At 68.6% G+C, this 17,474-nt stretch carries 12 protein-coding genes and 1 riboswitch; of the genes, 6 read left to right on the forward strand and 6 right to left on the reverse strand.

Translation table 11 applies throughout. From position 1 onward, the window contains the following. Nucleotides 1-21: 21 nt before the first annotated feature. On the reverse strand, nucleotides 22-2,820 hold the full coding sequence (locus IEX71_RS02355) for a family 20 glycosylhydrolase (protein WP_188835340.1): 2,799 nt from the start codon (nucleotides 2,818-2,820) through the stop codon (nucleotides 22-24). A 307-nt stretch (nucleotides 2,821-3,127) separates the two neighbouring features. Between IEX71_RS02355 and IEX71_RS02360 the strand changes: the two genes are divergently transcribed. After that, nucleotides 3,128-4,165, forward strand: a complete 1,038-nt coding sequence (locus IEX71_RS02360) for a LacI family DNA-binding transcriptional regulator (protein ID WP_188835341.1) — start codon at nucleotides 3,128-3,130, stop codon at nucleotides 4,163-4,165. 73 nt (nucleotides 4,166-4,238) lie between these two features. Here the strand turns inward: IEX71_RS02360 and IEX71_RS02365 are convergent, their stop codons facing one another. After that, entirely contained in the window at nucleotides 4,239-5,732 is a 1,494-nt protein-coding gene (locus IEX71_RS02365) for an HNH endonuclease signature motif containing protein (RefSeq protein WP_188835342.1), read from the reverse strand. Between the two features lie 101 nt (nucleotides 5,733-5,833). Between IEX71_RS02365 and IEX71_RS02370 the strand changes: the two genes are divergently transcribed. Continuing rightward, nucleotides 5,834-6,337, forward strand: a complete 504-nt coding sequence (locus tag IEX71_RS02370) for a GNAT family N-acetyltransferase (protein ID WP_188835343.1) — start codon at nucleotides 5,834-5,836, stop codon at nucleotides 6,335-6,337. 14 nt (nucleotides 6,338-6,351) lie between these two features. On the opposite strand, the gene IEX71_RS02375 is transcribed toward IEX71_RS02370, so the two are convergent. The 3 genes from IEX71_RS02375 to IEX71_RS02385 form a co-directional block, all read right to left on the reverse strand. Further along, the gene (locus IEX71_RS02375; protein WP_188835344.1) at nucleotides 6,352-7,116 is read right to left on the reverse strand and encodes a VOC family protein; all 765 of its coding nucleotides are present in this window, start codon (nucleotides 7,114-7,116) and stop codon (nucleotides 6,352-6,354) included. After that, nucleotides 7,113-7,277 (reverse strand): ribbon-helix-helix domain-containing protein, encoded by a 165-nt coding sequence (locus IEX71_RS02380; RefSeq protein ID WP_188835345.1) that lies wholly within the window; start codon nucleotides 7,275-7,277, stop codon nucleotides 7,113-7,115. Before IEX71_RS02380 ends, IEX71_RS02375 begins: the two co-directional genes overlap by 4 nt. A gap of 106 nt (nucleotides 7,278-7,383) precedes the next feature. Further along, nucleotides 7,384-7,914 (reverse strand): GNAT family N-acetyltransferase, encoded by a 531-nt coding sequence (locus IEX71_RS02385; protein ID WP_229749389.1) that lies wholly within the window; start codon nucleotides 7,912-7,914, stop codon nucleotides 7,384-7,386. 123 nt (nucleotides 7,915-8,037) lie between these two features. Further along, a riboswitch (SAM riboswitch) is annotated at nucleotides 8,038-8,154 on the forward strand. 71 nt (nucleotides 8,155-8,225) lie between these two features. On the opposite strand from IEX71_RS02385, the gene IEX71_RS02390 reads away from it, so the two are divergent. From IEX71_RS02390 to IEX71_RS02405, 4 genes are all read left to right on the forward strand, one after another. Next, entirely contained in the window at nucleotides 8,226-9,548 is a 1,323-nt protein-coding gene (locus IEX71_RS02390) for a bifunctional o-acetylhomoserine/o-acetylserine sulfhydrylase (protein WP_188835346.1), read from the forward strand. A gap of 250 nt (nucleotides 9,549-9,798) precedes the next feature. Further along, nucleotides 9,799-10,656, forward strand: a complete 858-nt coding sequence (locus IEX71_RS02395) for a serine protein kinase RIO (RefSeq protein ID WP_188835347.1) — start codon at nucleotides 9,799-9,801, stop codon at nucleotides 10,654-10,656. A 105-nt stretch (nucleotides 10,657-10,761) separates the two neighbouring features. Beyond that, nucleotides 10,762-14,658 (forward strand): ATP-dependent RNA helicase HrpA, encoded by a 3,897-nt coding sequence (gene hrpA / locus IEX71_RS02400; RefSeq protein ID WP_229749390.1) that lies wholly within the window; start codon nucleotides 10,762-10,764, stop codon nucleotides 14,656-14,658. Between the two features lie 74 nt (nucleotides 14,659-14,732). Continuing rightward, complete coding sequence (locus IEX71_RS02405) at nucleotides 14,733-15,689, forward strand: PAC2 family protein (protein WP_188835349.1); 957 nt, start codon at nucleotides 14,733-14,735, stop codon at nucleotides 15,687-15,689. Between the two features lie 119 nt (nucleotides 15,690-15,808). Here IEX71_RS02405 and IEX71_RS02410 read toward each other — a convergent pair whose 3' ends face one another. Beyond that, nucleotides 15,809-17,464, reverse strand: coding sequence for a DNA polymerase (locus IEX71_RS02410; protein ID WP_229749391.1), 1,656 nt, complete (start codon nucleotides 17,462-17,464; stop codon nucleotides 15,809-15,811). Nucleotides 17,465-17,474: the final 10 nt, after the last annotated feature.

The raw sequence follows: 17,474 nt of genomic DNA on the forward strand, positions 1-17,474 counted from the left end.
GTTTCAGTGCGGGTGCTTCGGTCAGGTGGCGTCGACCGTGAGCTCGGCGATGGTGGTCCAGGGCTTGCCCTGCTGCTCGCTGAGCGCCTGCACCATCAGGTAGCGGGCGGTGACGGACCTCGTGAACGCCACGAACTTCGACTGGAACCCGGACGGCAGCGTGCCGGTGGCGACGGGCTGTCCCCAGGCGGTCACGTCGCGCGATGCGGCGACCGCCGGGTCGTCGGTCGCATAGACGGCATACTGCGCGATCTGACCGTTGATGGCCCCGGGGTTGATGCCCTGCCGGGGGAGCACGCGGATGGCGCACACCGAACGCGAGGCTCCCAGGTCCACCGCGATCTCGTGCGGCAACGGGGCGTCGCCCGACGACCAACTCGTGCCCCAGAACGTCGACGGGTCGCCGTCGATGGCGTAGCGACCCGGCGAATCGTCACCGGTGGTCTCCTCGCTGTCCACCCACAGCAGCGACTTCGGACTCTGCGGGTCGGCGGTGCACGACGTCGCGGCGGTCACCGGGCTCAGCCGGGTGTATGACGAACCCCGTTGGTGCCAGGACACGATCACCCGCAGTGGAACGTCGCCGACGTGGCCGTCGCCCGGGACGATCGACAGGCTGACCGTCGCCGAGTCCCCGCGTGCCAGCGCTGCGATCGAGTCCGGAGTGCTGGTGACCGTCCAGCCGTCCGGGCCGTCGATGGTCACGGCCACGTCGGTGACCTTGGCCGCGGACACATTGGTGACGGTGCCCTCGACCGTGGTCTTCTTCCCGGTGACCAGGATCGGCAGGGCGTCGATGCTGACGGCCACCCCGGACCCCTTGATCTGCCATACCGTCGCAGGCTTCTCGTCCGGCAACTCCTGGGTGACGGCCTTGCCGTCGACGTGCAGCGGCAGCAGGACGATCGCGTTGGTGAGGGTGTAGCCGCCGTTCGTCTTGCGCAGCCACCACTTCTGCAGGTTCCGGCTCGAGTCGCAGCGCGTCGCCTGTGGGGCGATACCGGCGGCGGTCGGCACGCCGAGCCAGAGTTTCGTTCCGGCACCCACGACGTCCAGGCATCGGCCGGCGCCGGTCGACACCGTGTAGTAGCCGTCGTCAGTGGGGGTCAGCGTCCAGTTCTGCTGCGCGTCGGTACTTGCCGTCACCGGATCAGCGGCCCGGGCGGGCGCACTGAGCGACGCGCCAGCGGCCGTGATGGTGTAGGTGCCGGCGGCCAGCGGGCGGTAATCGACGCTCTGCCAGGCCGGCCCGTTGCCGAGGTCGTTGCCGAGCGCGCGGAACTCGGTGTAGTCCGCCACCGGGCGGGGGCTGCCCCATGTTGTCTGTGCGACGAAGCGCAACGAGTCGTGGACCTTCGCCTCCATGGCGTTCTCGGTGTCGCCGGCGCCGTTGTCCGGCCAGACGGACAGCTTCGCGCCCAGCACCTTGCCCGGTCCTGCGGATGCGGAGACGGTCTGGCCGGCGAAGTTCCGCGGGGACCAGTTGCTCGCCCACAGCTGGGGAACGTTGGGGGAGTAGGAGCCGCGCACGAAGTACAGGCTCTGACTGGCATTCATCACGTCATGACCGTCCGCCAGCAGATCTGCCGGTTTCCGGCCGCTGCCGGTCCAGTGCTCGACGACGATGTCCGGGTTGAGCTTGACCACGCCGGGGGTGGCCGGGATCCCGTCGTTCCAGATGCGGAGCGTCTTGCCCTTGCTGCGAACGTAGGCGTCGACCTGGTTGATGAAGTCGATGAACGCGTCCTGCGGCGTGGCCGACGCGCCGAACTTCTTCTTGGCGTATGCCGCGATCTGCGGGTACTGCGCGTAACCCGAGCCGAGCATGTATTCGTCGGCACCCATGTGCCAGTAGGGCGTGTCGAAGACGGTCATGTATTCGTCGAAGAGCGTGGTCACCATCTTCAGCGCGGCGGGCCGGGTGATGTCGAGCCGGTCCGGTTGGGCCTCACCGGCCTCGTTCGTCAGCTGCAGCTCCGGGTACTTGTAGAGCCACGGCGACATGTGTCCGGGGGAGTTGACCTCGGCGACGATCTCGACGTGGTGGCGCTTGGCGAAAGCGCTGATCCGCTGGGCCTGCGCACGCGTGAAGTAGCCCCAGAAGTTGGCCTTCGGGTAGGCGCTGGACTTCACCTTCGTTTCCATCCACAACTGGTTCAGCTTGTAGTAGCTCATCTCTTCGATGGTGCGCTCGACATACTCGACCGACACCTGGATCTGGCAGGCGCAGATGCCGACGCCGCGCTCGCGGTACTTCGGGATGTCGGTCGCCGATCCGGCCGGGATCGATCGCGCGGTCCTGGCCTGTGTCGCCCACTGCATGACGGTTCGTGTGCCCCAGTAGAGCCCGGTCGTGGTGCGCGCCGTGATCGAGATGCCGTCGCCGACGGTAATCGTGTAGCCGTCGGTGCCGAGGTCAGCAGCGGTCGGATCCAGTTGCAGCGCAACGTCATTCGCGGTCGCCTGGCCGGTGCGCGCGACGATCGTGAAGCCGAGCACGTGCTGCAGATCGCCCGCGGCCTGCTTCGCGATGCCGGAAGCGGCGCCGGTCGCGACGAACGCGGTGGCGCGGCTGAACCTGTATGGCGTCGCGTCGCTCAGCTTCCAGTCGCGCAGGCCCGGGATGGCTCGTGGGGAGCCGTTGGTGGAGGTGGCGATGGGCGGCGCGGGGGCCCCGGCGGCTGCGGGTTCGGCGGCCGGTGCAGCCGCCGAACGTGCGCCGGCGGATGGTTCTCCCGTGGCGCGCGCCGGTAATACCCAGGCGAAGCCCAGCACGAGCGCGAACAAGGCGATGGCCAGCGAGCGGATGACGTTCCTCATCGGGAGTCCCTTGCTGTATGGCGTCGGGAATATCTCGACGCTGTGGGGCTTGACCTGCGAAGATGTGATGTTAGCGCTACGCTTTTCAACACCGCAAGGGCTGACTTCGACCGGCCGCCGGATTGCGTCCGGGAGCCGACCTACACTCATCGCGACCCGGTTGATCTCGCCGCGTTGATCTGGCCGCGTCGATCGCGACCCGTCGATCGAGACCCGTCGATCGGGGCAAGGACCGAGACCGAGGCTCGAGATCAAGGCTCGAGATCAAGGCTCGAGATCAAGGCTCGAGCAGTGGAGGGAGGTCGACATGCCACGACCCAAACGGGATGGCGCCGCGAGCGATCGCGCGAGGGTGTCGATGGCAGACGTTGCGCAGGCCGCCGGTGTCTCGGCGCAGACGGTGTCCCGGGTGTTGAGCGGCCAGGGGACGGTCCGTGAGGGCACTCGAGCAGCAGTCGACGACGCCGTCCGTCGGCTCGGCTATCAGCCGAACCTCGCCGCGCGCACGCTCGCGACCGGCCGCACCCGCCGGCTCGGCATCATCGTGACCGGGTCCAGCACGTCCCGCGTCATGGTCGAGGCCGGCGCCGAGGCAGCGACCCGGAGACTGGGATATCGGCTCACGGCGGCCGTTGTCAGCACGACCGGCATCCGGAGTCTGCGGCGCGCGGCCGACCAGCTGCGCTCCGACGGTGCCGAGGGGATCATCGTGGCGGCACCGGTGACGGCGCGAGATCGATGGACCCCCAAGGGTTTTCCCGTGGTGAGCCTCGATGATGCGACCGCGGGATCACCGGAGTTCGTGACGGACCAGCGCGCGATCGGCCGGATGGCGACCGAGCACCTGCTCGAGCTCGGACATCGCACCGTGTGGTGTGTCTGCGGTCCGGCGCAGTGGCCGGAGGCGAAGGCTCGGGTGGAGGGCTGGCGGGCGGCGCTCGTCGACGCGGGCGCGCCGGTGCCCGACGTGCTGCACGGGGACTGGACCCCTGCTGAGGGATATCGGATGGGCGCGCTCATCGCGACCGACCCGTCCGTGACCGGGATCTTCGCCACCAGCGACGAGTTGGCGATCGGCGTGAGTCACGCGCTTTGGGAAGTCGGCCGCAGAGTGCCGGACGATGTCTCGGTGGTCGGCGTGGACGACATACCGATCGCGGCGTATCTGTGTCCGCCGCTGACGACCGTGCGTCAGCCGTTCGCGACCCTGACCGATGCGGCGGTCCGGCTGCTGGTGTCGAAGCTGGACAAGAACACGCCTCCGCCACTCGGTGGCAGCGCCGACCCCGAGTCGACGCGACCGTCGTTGGTCGTCAGAGCGAGCACAGCTGCTCCGTCGCTGTGAATCGCTGACGGCGCCACCGGCGGCGTTCGTCATACGCCCGCGGGTGTTAGTCGACGTTGCGGGGTGGGTGAGTTCAGCTGTCGGGGCCTTCCGGCGGCGGTCGCGGATCGAACCGCACGAGCGCAAGATGCAGCGTCTCGTTGGTCGGTCCGGCGTATGGCGCCCAGCCCGGCGCGGCTTCGTCATCGCCGACCGCCGGGGAATAGGGGAGGAACTGCGGTCGCAACCGCGTCCCGTCCCGAGCGGTGAACGCGACACCGTCCGGTCTGCTCGGATCACCCACCATGACGAAGGCACCGCGATGGTGCTCGTCGTGGTGGAACGTGCAGAGCATGATCATCCGATCCGCGTCGGTGCGCCCACCGTCGATCCAGTGGTCGAGGTGATGGCACTCCAGGTGGTGCATCGCGAGGCAACCGGGGAATCGGCAGCCGCGATCACGGTCCTCGAGCAGTCGCCGGGTCCTCGCAGGCACGATGCGCTGGGCGCGGCCGACGTTGACCGGTTTGCCCTCGGTCTCCCAGACGGGCTGGATGACACCGTCGCACAGGACTCGGGCGCGCAGCGCCGGCGGCAGCGCGCACTGCTTGTGCAGCCAGCCCTCGCCCCTGGTGTCCAGGTGCAGGTAGACGCGGTAGCGGCTCGCACGTGCATGGCCGAGCGGCGCGCCGTTGTCCAGTGAGCGCTGGGCGACCAGGCTGATCGCCTCGCCGAACGACGCGCCCTTGTGGGATCGGGTCGCGTCGCCGAAGTTGTCACCGCAATCGGCTGCGCCAGGACGTGGGCCGCCGGCGGGTCGCGGGTTGCTCATCGTGCGGGTGTGAAGGTGGAAGAGCGTGTCCTTCGCTTCGAGCAGTGCTTGCTCGACGAGCGCGCCGATGTCGGCAGGTGCGTCATACGACAACAGGAACCGCCCTGCGGCGTAACGCATTTCGAGGCGTGGCGGTGCGGTCGCCGGATCGAATGCGTCGGGTGCCCGGTCCTGGGCATCGTCCGTCGCGGCCTCGACCTGCTCGGCGTCATCGGCAGCATCGCCCTCGAGGACAGCGCTCTGCTCGGTGGTGCCCTCGCCGTCATCTGCGTCGGTCTCGGCAGCAGTGCCGTCGTCGTCGGGGAACTGATAGCGCGACAGGGCGCGACGCAGCTGCGTCACCGTCGTGTATGACGCGAACTCGGCCACGTCGGCGTCATACGCGCTCGGCGTGTATTTGGCGATGACCGCTGCCTGACCGAGCGTCAGTCGGCCCTCGTCGAGGAGGCGTCGCATGGTGGGCAGATCGGACGCCCGACGTGCGATGCGGACGATGTCGTGCGCGCAGGACCAGGTCAACCCCGCGTATGCCGTCAGCCAGTGCTCGGGTGACTTCAGCCCGGCGCCGCACCACAGCTCCTCGGCCAGCACCCGTCGTGTCAGTCGCACCAGTCGGGTGTGACCGTCGTTGAGCTGGGCGCTGATCACGGCCAGCTCATCGCGCGCGACGGACATCGCGGCGTCGCTGCCGGACGGCGCCCAGCGACCGACGCCGGAGGCCGACTCCGTGAGAATCGTCGCGCGTTCTTCGATCATGCGTACAGTCAATCATCGAGCACCGACAACCCTCGACGTTTCGGTCTCGACAAGACTCGCGACCCTTTAATCCCGCGGGCCGGGTCTGGCAGGCTCGGCAGGTGACCGACATACGACCCATGGCCGAGCGCGATCGCGGCGCGGTCGTCGCGCTCGCCGACCGGTTGACAACGGGCGTTGCGCAGTGGCGTTCGCCGGATCTCGTGCTGTGTGCGGTGCGCAGTTGGGTGGCGGCCGACGTCGACGGCATGCGGGACGGGAAGGACAGGATGATGGTCTTCGTTGCGGCGGTCGGCGATCAGGTCGTGGGCTTCGTCGCGGTCGCGGAGGACGAGCACTGGACCGGCGAGCGTGATGCCTACATCGGTGAGCTCGTAGTGCATCCCGGCAGCGAAAGGCGAGGCATCGCAACCCAGCTCGTCCGCACTGCCGAGCACTGGGCCGCGACGCGTGGTCTCCGGCGCATCAGACTGTCGACCGGCGCCGCCAACACCCCCGCACTGCGTGTGTATGACGCCCTCGGCTACCAGCGCGAGGACATCACGCTCAGCAGGAGTATCGCTGCCGCAGCTGACCCGATCCGCCCGGATGATGCGGCTGACTGACGCCACCAATGCCGTCAAACGCTGTGCACCTGGATCTGCTGGCCGTCGGGGTCGGTGATCGTGACGAAGTCGCCGAACTCCGATTCGTTGAGCTTCGCCGCCGCACCCGCGGACTCGGCGCGCTGGACGATCTCCGGTAGGGGAGCGGTCGTCTCGAACGTCAGCTGTATGGCGAAAGGCCCTGGCACGATGGGAAGTTCGTCGGTGTAGGGGTAGTGCAGGCCGACGGATCCGCCGGCGTCGGGGAGCGCGAGCTGCGTGAAGTGTGGGTCTGCCTCCCCGACCAGTGAGAAGCCGAGTGACTCCAGCAGTCGCCGGTCATCCGTCTGGTCCGCGACGAAGCGGATCGGCGTGACTCGTAGGTCACCGGCCTCCGGTCCCGACTCGACGCCGGTGCTCGAGTAGCCGTAGAGATCGTCGGACCGGCCGTTGATGGTCAGCTCCTCTCCGTCGACGGTGATCGTGATCGCCCGGCCGTAGGCCTCGTCATACACCATCGACTCGTCGGGATGATCGGCGTTGCCGAAGCCGCTGGCGACGAGTTGCCGCGCCAGCGCGTCGAGTTCGGTCTCCTCGAAGGAGAGGCACGTCTTGCCCTGCTGGGCGCCCCGATCGGAGTCAGCCGCGCTGTGCAGCGCGACGGTGCCGGCGCGACCGGCGAGGACGACCCAGCCGCCCTTGTCGCTGGTGATGCTGACCGACAGGCCGAGCGCGGTCAGCAGCCGCGTCATGTCGTCGATGTTGTCGGTGAAACGCAGTCGTTGCACGGTGAGGCTCATCGGGTCGCTCCTTCGGACAGGTAGTCGCGCAGCGCCTGCTCGACGAGCGCTGACAGGCTCAGGCCGTCGTCGATCGCGCGGTGCTTGACGTCACGGATCAGGTCGTCGGGCAGATAGACGTTGAACTGCGCCTTGCTGCTCACTTTGTCGTTTGCTTGCATGCTAGCAATCTAGAGATTGTCGGGCGGTCGCGTCAAGAGTTGTGTGGCGAACGGGCGTCGCTGCGAGCCGGCGTCGCCGGGGCCGCAGTCCCTGAAGGCGCAGCCGTTAGGCCCGCAGGTCCAGCACCTGGAAGACCTTGTCGAAGCGCCGGGTGGCGTCCGGGGCGACGAAATTCCGCAACCGGCCGTATTCGGCGAATCCCTCGGACAGGTAGAGCCGCTCGGCACCTTGATTGTCGCCGCGGAAGTCGATTGTGAGTTGTTCGCAGCCGGCGTCGCGGGCAGTTCGGATCAAGTCGCGCAGGATTGTCCGGCCAATGCCACGACCGCTGAAATCAGTTGCGACGGCGAGACGTTCGAGGTCGGCCTGCGGTCGGAGGGTCGTGCGCGTGTAGCGGCGCCAGTAGCCGAAGCCCACGACGGTCTCGTCGACGCGAGCGACGACGACCTGGGCTTCGGAGGGTCCCGCGTCGACGAGTGTGGTCAGCAGCTCGCCCACCTCCGTCTCGGCCGGCGGATCGGCCCAGCCCACCGCCGCGTCCGCGCGGATCAGCGTGGCGAGCAGGTTCGTCAGCGTGGTCACGTCGAACGCATCGACCACGGTGAGTCGTTCGATCCTCGGAGTGCTGTCGGACACGGTGCCATTGTGCCTGGCTGCGGGGACGGGGCGGGGCGCACTTCGCCATACATAACGTCATGCCGCGTCCACAGTTAGAGACGGTTATGTATCAGGGCGTGGGCGGCGCTAGTATCACGCCCAGGTCATGAGTGTCAGCGTCAAGCCCCGGCTCGCTGACCGGCAACCCTCCTCCGCGGTGGGGTGCCCCGGGTGAGGACCAGGCCACCGGTGCAGATCGCCGCGTGGCAAGCGCGGACATCACGAATGTGGGTCCGCCGCCGGAGGCGGTGCGTGCCGTCTTCGGCGATAGTCGAGCACGGAAGGTCATCATGAGCGACGACACCCCCAACTGGTCCTTCGAGACGCGGCAGATCCACGCCGGCCAGACCGCCGACCCGGCGACCGGCGCGCTCGCGCTGCCGATCTACCAGACCACCTCCTACCAGTTCAACGACACCGACCACGCGGCGAACCTCTTCGGGTTGAAGGAATTCGGGAACATCTACACCCGTTTGATGAACCCGACGACCGACGTCGCGGAGAAGCGCATCGCGGACCTCGAGGGTGGTGTCGGCGCGCTGCTGGTCGCCTCCGGCCAGGCCGCCGAGACGCTGACCTTCCTCAACATCGTGCAGGCCGGTGACCACATCGTCGCCAGCCCGAGCCTGTATGGCGGCACGTTCAACCTCCTCAAGCACACGCTGCCCAAGCTCGGCATCGAGACCACGTTCGTGGAGGACCGGACCGACGCGGCGAACTGGGCGGCGGCGATCCGGCCGAACACCAAACTGGTCTTCGCCGAGACCATCTCCAACCCGAAGTCCGAGGTCCTCGACATCGAGGCGGTTGCCAAGGTCGCGCACGACCACGGCGTGCCACTCGTCGTCGACAACACGATCGCCACGCCGTTCCTGCTGCGTCCGATCGAGCACGGCGCGGACATCGTGATCCACTCGGCGACGAAATACCTTGGCGGCCACGGCAACTCGATCGCGGGTGCCATCGTCGACAGCGGCAACTTCGACTTCGCCAAGGACCCGGAGAAGTTCCTCGGTTTCAACACTCCGGACGAGGCCTACCACGGCCTGGTCTACGCGCGGGACCTCGGTGTCGGCAGCCCGCTCGGCGCGAACCTCGCGTTCATCCTCAAGGCTCGCGTGCAGTTGCTGCGCGACCTCGGCTCGGCCGTGTCGCCGTTCAATTCCTTCCTCATCGAGCAGGGCATCGAGACGCTGAGCCTGCGTGTCGAGCGGCACGTCGCCAACACGCGCAAGGTCGCCGAGTGGCTGCAGGACCAGGAGCAGGTCGAGTCGGTGCGCTGGGCGTCCTTGCCGGGCAACGAATACTACGAACTGGCGCAGAAGTACACGCCGCTCGGAGCCGGCGCGGTGCTTGCCTTCGAGATCGCCGGTGGCATCGAAGCCGGCAAGAAGTTCGTCGAGGCGCTGACGCTGCACTCGCACGTCGCCAACATCGGTGACGTCCGGTCGCTGGCGATCCACCCGGCCTCCACGACGCACTCGCAGGGCCCGGACGAGGACCGCCTCGCCGCGGGGGTGACCCCCGGTCTGGTGCGCCTGTCCGTCGGCATCGAGCACGTCGACGACATCATCGCCGACCTCGAGCAGGGCTTCCGCGCCGCGAAGGGCTGAACCCGGCACGGATCGAGCGGCGTACCCACGCATTGAGCGGCATACGGAATCGGCCGGATTCCGTATGCCGCTCAGTCCGTCCGTGCGCCGGTCGATCGGAAAATCGGTTGACCGCGCCGGCATACGACGGGAAGGCTGGGCGCGCACACACCGGCGGCATACGTTCCGCCTCGAGGAGAGGAGTCAGTGATGGCAGAAGGACAGGGCACGCTGCCCGCTTTCAGGCTCTTCCTCGATCGGAGTTTCACGTATGACGCAACACCCGGAGGCTGCCGCCTCCTCGCTTGATGACCGTTTCACCTTCTCCTACCAGCAGATCGGCGAGCTGGACGATGACCAGCGCTGGTCCACCTGGGGGAGTTGCCAGCCGCTGAGCCGTGGCCCCCAGCCGTGGCCGGACTGGATCATCACCGACGACGCCGCCGTCGACACCGAGCTCGGGATCCTCAAGACCGGCAAGGAAGCCGACGTCTTCCTGCTCGAACGCTCCGCCCCACTCGACGACCGCAGCGTGGTGCTCGCCGCGAAGCGCTACCGCGACTCGTCGCATCGGACGTTCCACCGAACCACCGACTACACCGACGGCCGCAAGCTGCCGAAGAAGGGCGGCCGCGAGGCGCGCGCGATGGCCAAGAGCACGTCCTTCGGCAAGTCGGTCGCCGCAGGCATGTGGGCGTGGGCCGAGTGGGAGTCGCTGGTGCGGTTCCACTCCGCCGGACTGCCGGTGCCCTACCCGGTCCAGGTGGACGGCACCGAGATCCTGATGGAGCTCGTGCTCGGCGACGACGGTGCGCCCGCACCGCGGCTGGCGGCCACCCGACCGGACCGGAAACTGTTGGAATCATTGTGGTCACAGCTGACCGGCGCCATCACTGGACTGGCAGCGCTCGGTTGCGTGCACGGCGACCTGTCGGCATACAACCTGCTCGTGTCGGGGGAGCGGCTGGTGCTGATCGACCTGCCCCAGACCGTCGACCTCTTCGCGAATCCGCACGGCATGGAGATGCTGCAGCGTGACTGCACCAACGTGGCCACCTGGTTCCGCGCACGAGGCTTGGACGTCGACGGTGAGGAGTTGTTCGGCGACGTGGTTGCGCGAGCGGTCTGAGTGGGCCAGGCCGGCCGGGCGGTGTCGACGATCGGGGGATCGCGTCCGCCCGGCGAAATGCATGCGACGGGTGCCGGGAGGCCTGCGACAATGGAGCCGATCACCATGACCTCACCTGACTCCTCCGCGCCCGCAAGCCGCCGCTCCCGTGGCCGCCGTGGCCGTAACGGCGGACGGCAGGACGGACGCCGGCCGCCCCGGGAGACGTCGGAGCAGCGCGAAGCGCGCCGTGCACACCGACGCACTCTCGTCCCGGCCATCACCTATCCCGAGCAACTTCCGGTCAGCGCGGCCAAGGACGAGATAGCCGCCGCGATCCGCGACCATCAGGTCGTTGTCATCGCCGGTGAGACCGGCTCGGGCAAGACCACCCAGCTGCCGAAGATCTGCCTGGAGCTGGGACGCGGCCTCGACGGGATGATCGGGCACACCCAGCCGCGGCGCATCGCCGCCCGGTCGGTCTCCGAGCGCGTGGCCGAGGAGTTGGACGTCACGCTCGGTGAAACCGTCGGCTATCAGATGCGATTCGCCGATCACACGAGCAAGGACTCGCTGATCAAGGTGATGACCGACGGCGTGCTGTTGTCGGAGATGCAGCGGGACCGCGATCTGCGGCGCTACGACACGTTGATCATCGACGAGGCGCACGAGCGGTCGCTCAACATCGACTTCATCCTGGGTTATTTACGGCAGCTGTTGCCGCGCCGTCCTGACCTGAAGGTGATCATCACCTCGGCCACCATCGATCCGCAACGGTTCGCCGATCACTTCAGCCTCGAGGGACACCCGCCGGTGCCGGTCATCGAGGTGTCCGGCCGCACCTACCCGGTCGAGGTGCGTTACCGGCCGTTGGTGCGAATGGAGGGTGAGCAGGAGGTCGACGTCGATCAGGTGACCGGCATCACCGACGCGGTCACCGAGTTGTGGGCGGAAGCTCGTGCTGATGGGGGTCCGCAGGATGTGCTGGTCTTCTGCTCGGGAGAGCGTGAGATCCGTGACGCCGCAGACGCATTGACCGCACTGCAGTTGCCGAGCACGGAGGTCCTGCCGCTCTTCGCCCGACTGTCCACGGCCGAGCAGCACCGGGTCTTCAAGAGGTCCGGCAAGCGACGGATCATCCTGGCCACCAACGTCGCCGAGACCTCGCTGACCGTTCCCGGCATCCGGTATGTCGTCGACACCGGCACCGCCCGCATTTCCCGCTACAGCCAGCGCACCAAGGTGCAGCGACTGCCGATCGAGCCCATCTCCAAGGCCTCCGCGCGGCAACGCTCCGGCCGTTGCGGGCGCATCGCCGACGGCGTCTGCATCCGGCTGTATGCCGAAGAGGACTTCGATGCCCGCCCCGACTTCACCGACCCGGAGATCCTGCGCACCAACCTGGCGTCCGTCATCCTGCAGATGACCTCTCTCGGACTGGGCGACGTCGCTCGCTTCCCGTTCCTCGAGCCGCCCGACGCGCGCCAGATCACCGACGGTGTGCGCCTGCTGCAGGAACTCGGCGCGATCCAGGAGAGAGGGACGCAACAGCGGCGTGCCCTGACGCCATACGGGCGCACGATCGCGGCATTGCCGATCGATCCACGGCTGGCCCGCATGCTCGTCGCCGCTGCCGAGAACGGCTCACTGCGTGAGGTGCTCGTCATCGTGGCGGCCCTGTCGATCCAGGACCCGCGCGAGCGGCCCGCCGACGCACAGGCGCAGGCCGACCAGTCGCACGCGCGGTTCAAGCACGAGACCAGTGATTTCCTCAGCCTGCTCAACCTGTGGCGCTACCTCAAGGAGCAGCGGAACACGCTGTCCAGCAGCGCTTTCCGCCGCATGTGCAAGCGCGAATACCTGCACTACCTGCGCATCCGCGAGTGGCAGGACCTGCACGCCCAGCTCAAACGCGTCGCCAAGCAGCACGACCTGACACCGAGCGACAACCCGGCAGGAGAGGACGCCATACACCAGGCATTGCTGGCGGGATTGCTCTCCCAGATCGGCCTGCGTGATCCCGACAAGCGGGATTACCAGGGGTCGCGCGGCGCGCGCTTCTCGGTCCAACCCGGGTCGACGCTGTTCCGCCGGCAGCCCGACTACGTGATGTCTGCCGAACTCGTCGAGACCACCCGCCTGTGGGCGCGCACCAATGCACGGATCGACCCGGCGTGGGCCGAGCGACTCGGTGAGCACCTGGTGAAAAGGCAATACGCAGAACCACATTGGTCCCGCAAACGCGGGAGCGTGATGGCCGCCGAGCGCATCACCCTGTATGGCGTGCCCCTCGTTGCCGGCCGCCAGGTGTCCTACGGCTCGATCGACCCGGAGCTGTGCCGCGAGCTGTTCATCCGCAATGCGCTCGTCGAGGGCGACTGGGAGACCCGACACGCGTTCTTCCGCGACAACCGGCAGCTCGTGGCGCGTATCGCCGACCTGGAAGCGCGCGCCCGCCGCCGTGACCTGCTGGTGGGCGACGACGAGCTCTTCGACTTCTACGACGCGCGCATCCCCGAATCCGTCGTCTCCGCAGTGCATTTCGACAGCTGGTGGAAGACCGAGAGCCGCAAGAACCCGAAGCTGCTGACTCTCACCGAGGACATCCTGCTGCGTGACGACGCGGACGCCGTCGACGCCACGGACTATCCGAAGAGCTGGCGGCAGGGCGACCTCAAACTCCGGCTGACCTACCAGTTCGAGCCGGGTTCGGACGCCGACGGTGTGACGGCACATCTACCGCTCGATCAGCTCAACCAGGTCACTGACGACGGGTTCGACTGGCTGGTGCCGGGCGTGCGCGAGGAGTTGGTCACCGCGCTGATCCGCGCGCTGCCCAAGGCGACCCGCCGCAACTTCGTGCCCGCCCCGGACCATGCCCGCAAGGTGCTCCCGCAGCTCGACCCCGATGCGGGACCGATCACCGAAGAGCTCGGCGCGGCGCTGCGCGCGCAGACCGGTGTCGCCGTGCCGTCGGCGGAGTGGGACTGGTCCCGCGTCCCCGATCACCTGCGGATGACCTTCCGCGTGGAGGACTCCCGCGGCCGCCGCCTCGACGAGGGCAAGGACCTGGCGACCCTGCAGGAGAAGCTGGCGGGCAAGGTGCGCGGTGCCGTCTCGAAGGCCGCCGCCGACATCGAGCGCACCGGGCTGACCACCTGGGACCTCGACGAGCTGCCGGCGACCTACGAGCAGCGCCACGGCCGGCGCACCATCCAGGGGTTCCCGTCGCTCGTCGACCACGGAGACGCCGTCGCACTCGAGGTGCTGCCCACCGCCTCGGAGCAGGCGTACGCGACCCGGCTCGGCATCCGCCGGCTGGTGCTGCTCGGCGTCGACGTGCCGTGGAAACGGATCGAGGGACTCTTCACCATCCGCCAACGGCTCGCCCTCGGCAACAACCCGCACGGCAGCACCCGTGCCCTGATGGACGACGTGCTGGCCGCGGCGGTCGACGACATCATCGCCCGCGACCTGCCCGAGGGCACGGTGCGCGACAAGGCACAGTTCGAGGACGCGTTGCGCGTCGTGCGCCAGCAGATCGCGCCGCGCGTGGTCACAGCCGTCGAAGCGCTCGCGCCGGTGCTGGACCACGCCCGCGAGGTGCGGCTCGCGCTGGACGCCATGACCCAGCCGTCGGTGGCGCAGTTGCGTGCCGCGCTCGAGCACCAGCTGAGCGACCTGGTCCACCCCGGGTTCGTCGCCGAGACCGGTGTCGCCCGGTTGCGAGACCTGGACCGCTACCTGCGGGCCATGCTCGAACGGATCGCGAAGGCGCCATCGGACCTGGCCCGCGACCGGCAGCGCGCGGACGACGTCGCTGTGGTCGAGGAGGAGCGCCGCAAGCTGCTGGCGAACCTGCCGAAGGCGCGCCATACGGACCCGGACGTGATCGATCTGCGCTGGCAGCTCGAGGAGCTGCGGGTGAGCCTGTTCGCGCAACGGCTGGGCACCGCCAGACCCGTGTCGCCCAAGCGGATCTACCAGGCGATGGACGCCGTGGAGGACGCCGCCGGGCGGTGACCCAGCCCCGCGGGGAATCCTGCAGCGCCGCGTGGCGTTCCCCTTCAGGAAGCCACCAACTCCAGGAGTATGTCGTGCAAGACCCGCGTGAGCTCTACCAGCTCGAGACCGACACACACGCCAGCGCGCTAGGCGCGCACACCATGGTGGTGTCGCTCGGCGGCCTGATCGACGCCGGGAACACCCAACAACTGTTGACCGCCCACCTGCTGGGCACCCTCGAGCACTCGGTGGTGGCGTCCTTCGACGTCGACCAGCTGCTCGACTACCGCGGTCGTCGCCCGGTGATGACCTTCGATCGCGACCGGTTCACCGAATACGCCGACCCGTCGCTGCTGCTCTACCGGATGACCGACGCCGAGGGCACGCCGTTCTACCTGCTCGCCGGCCCCGAGCCGGACTACCAGTGGGAGCGGATGATCGAGGCGATCCGGCAGCTGATCCGCCGCCTCGGTGTGCAGCTCGTGGTCAGCGCGCAGGGCATCCCCATGGGAGTGCCGCACACCCGCCCGATCGGTATGACGCGCTTCGCGAGCAAGCCCTCGCTCATTCCGGACAACGACGCGCTCTTCGGGTCCGTCCAGGTGCCCGGCTCGCTGGACAGCCTGATGCACCTGCGCCTGGGCGAGTCCGGTGTGGACACGGTCGGTTTCGCCATACATGTGCCGCACTACCTGGCGCAGATGGACTTCGGTGACGCCGCGGTGGAGGCGCTGCGCGCGATCACCGGGCTGACCGGCCTGGACATCCCGGTGCACGAGTTGTCGGCACTGGCCGGACTGCACCGCGCGGAGATCTCCAAGCAGGTCGACGAGAACGACGAGGTCGGCGAGGTCGTGCACGGGCTGGAGGAGCAGTACGACGCCTTCACCGAGGGCCTCAAGCGCCAGAACCTGCTGGCCACCGAGATGGCCGAGCTGCCCAGCGCCGACGAGATCGGCGCCGAGCTGGAGAAGTTCCTGCGCGAGGAGGAGCCGGACGAGGCCGACGAGCACGGCAAAGGGTCGGACGGCCCGGACTTCTTGAGGTAGCCCGTACCAAAGTCTCCCCAGGGGAAGGTTGGGTACGCGCGGGCCAGGATGCCTGTACCAAAGTCTCCCCAGGGGAAGGTTGGGTACGCGCCGACCACCTCCGCACACCGGTCGACAGGTCAGTCCTTCGCTTCCGACCAGCGGTGTATGACGCGAGTGTCGGCGACGAACCGCACCGGCGCACCGCCCGACCAGCGCCGCGCCGCAGCCTGCAACGCGTCGTCGACGGCCTGAGCCGTCTCGTCCGCGTGGGCCGCAGGCGCGTGCACCAGCAACTCGTCGTGCAGGCACAACACGATCCGGCCGCCGAGTGGCCGCAGCGCGTCACGCACCGTCAGCGCCCACGCCTTGAAGAACTCCGCGGCCGCACCCTGCACGACCGCGTTGCGGGTGAACCTGCCGACCGCCCGGCGTCCGGTCTGATCGCCGGCCTCCCGGCCGCGCACGAAGCGGCCCCCATAGGTCAACACCGGGTCACCGCGCTCCCCGCTGTCGGCGGCCTCCCGCAGATACTCCAGAGCGCGCGGATAGGTGCGCTCCATGCGACGTAGGGCGTCTGCCGCAGGGCCGGACGTCTGGCCGTACATCGCCGCGAGCACCGCGATCTTGGCCGCCGGTCGGTCGAGGTTCAGCTGCGCCGCCACTGTCGCGTAGAGGTCGTCCTCGGCCGTCGCCGCCGCGAAGTCAGGATCCGCGGAAACAACTGCGAGTACACGGGGTTCGACCTGCCCGAGGTCGGCGCGCACCAGCACGTGCTCCGGCGCGGCGGCGATGCCCGGGCGCAGGGGAGTGGGCAGGCTGTGCAGTCCGGCGCCGGCTGTCATCCGCCCGGCACCGCCGTCGCATGCCGTCCAGGTGCCGCGCAATCGGGCGTCGACGCCGACGAAGCGGTCCAGCCAGGACCAGCCATAGGTGGTGGCGATGCGCTCGGCCTTGCGCCAGTCCAGCAGGGCGTCGACGACCGGGTGCATGTCCCGGTATGGCTCCAAGTGCCAAGCTCGCGTGTCGTCCACGCGAACACCCAATGATTGCAACAACTCCCGCACGTGCAGCGGATTCCGCAGATCGGTCGTGCCGCGCCCCGGCACGTGCCGCAGCACCAGCTCGTCGCGTGCAGCCCGGATCTGCGCGGCGTGCGCCTCGTCCCGAGGCCGGGGGCCGGCGATCGCCTCGATCAGCTCCTCCAGGACCGCCCGGTCCACCGGCAAACCCTGCTCACCCAGCTCCACACAGAGCAGCGCCGCACCCGACTCGCTCGCCGCGGTGCTGGCCGCATGCGCCCGTTGGCCCAGTAACCCTTGTTGCCGAACGGCAGCCGTCAGCGCCGCCTGCGCGAGCTCGCCGAGATGGTCGGCGCGCCAATCCATTTGGGAACAGGACGGATTGAGATAGCCATCGGGTCGTACCGCGGCATCGTCGCCACCCACGACGTCGAAGAGGTCGCCCATCACCGGAGCCGGACGTCCGGCCGGGTCGAGCCCGGCAGCGACCGCCCAGATCTCCTCGGCATCCGTTTCGAACCCGCCCACCAGAAGCCGGTGTGCCTCGGTCAGGTCCCAGCAGCGGCGCAGCGCCAGCCCGGCTCGGACCAGGGGAGTGACGGCCTCGGCAGCCGACCACCAGACCCACCGCGGCGGGTCGGCAACGCTCGCCGCCTCACGTTCGCCGGCGAACCGGACGAGGTCGGCGACCGTGCCGTCGACGTGCACGGCGTCGGGGGTGACGCACACCGCCCGATCACCCTGCACCGCCACGGCATACAGCGAACCCCGCACCGGCTCATTG

This window comes from Flexivirga endophytica (genome assembly GCF_014640635.1).
Lineage (GTDB): Bacteria > Actinomycetota > Actinomycetes > Actinomycetales > Dermatophilaceae > Flexivirga > Flexivirga endophytica.

Excerpts from the sequence above, each read along its gene's own strand:
- IEX71_RS02380 (WP_188835345.1), bottom strand. The coding sequence starts at position 7,277 with ATGCAAGCAAACGACAAAGTGAGCAGCAAGGCGCAGTTCAACGTCTAT.
- IEX71_RS02365 (WP_188835342.1), bottom strand. The coding sequence starts at position 5,732 with ATGATCGAAGAACGCGCGACGATTCTCACGGAGTCGGCCTCCGGCGTC.
- IEX71_RS02375 (WP_188835344.1), bottom strand. The coding sequence starts at position 7,116 with ATGAGCCTCACCGTGCAACGACTGCGTTTCACCGACAACATCGACGAC.
- IEX71_RS02395 (WP_188835347.1), top strand. The coding sequence starts at position 9,799 with ATGACGCAACACCCGGAGGCTGCCGCCTCCTCGCTTGATGACCGTTTC.
- IEX71_RS02355 (WP_188835340.1), bottom strand. The coding sequence starts at position 2,820 with ATGAGGAACGTCATCCGCTCGCTGGCCATCGCCTTGTTCGCGCTCGTG.
- hrpA (WP_229749390.1), top strand. The coding sequence starts at position 10,762 with ATGACCTCACCTGACTCCTCCGCGCCCGCAAGCCGCCGCTCCCGTGGC.
- IEX71_RS02360 (WP_188835341.1), top strand. The coding sequence starts at position 3,128 with ATGCCACGACCCAAACGGGATGGCGCCGCGAGCGATCGCGCGAGGGTG.
- IEX71_RS02390 (WP_188835346.1), top strand. The coding sequence starts at position 8,226 with ATGAGCGACGACACCCCCAACTGGTCCTTCGAGACGCGGCAGATCCAC.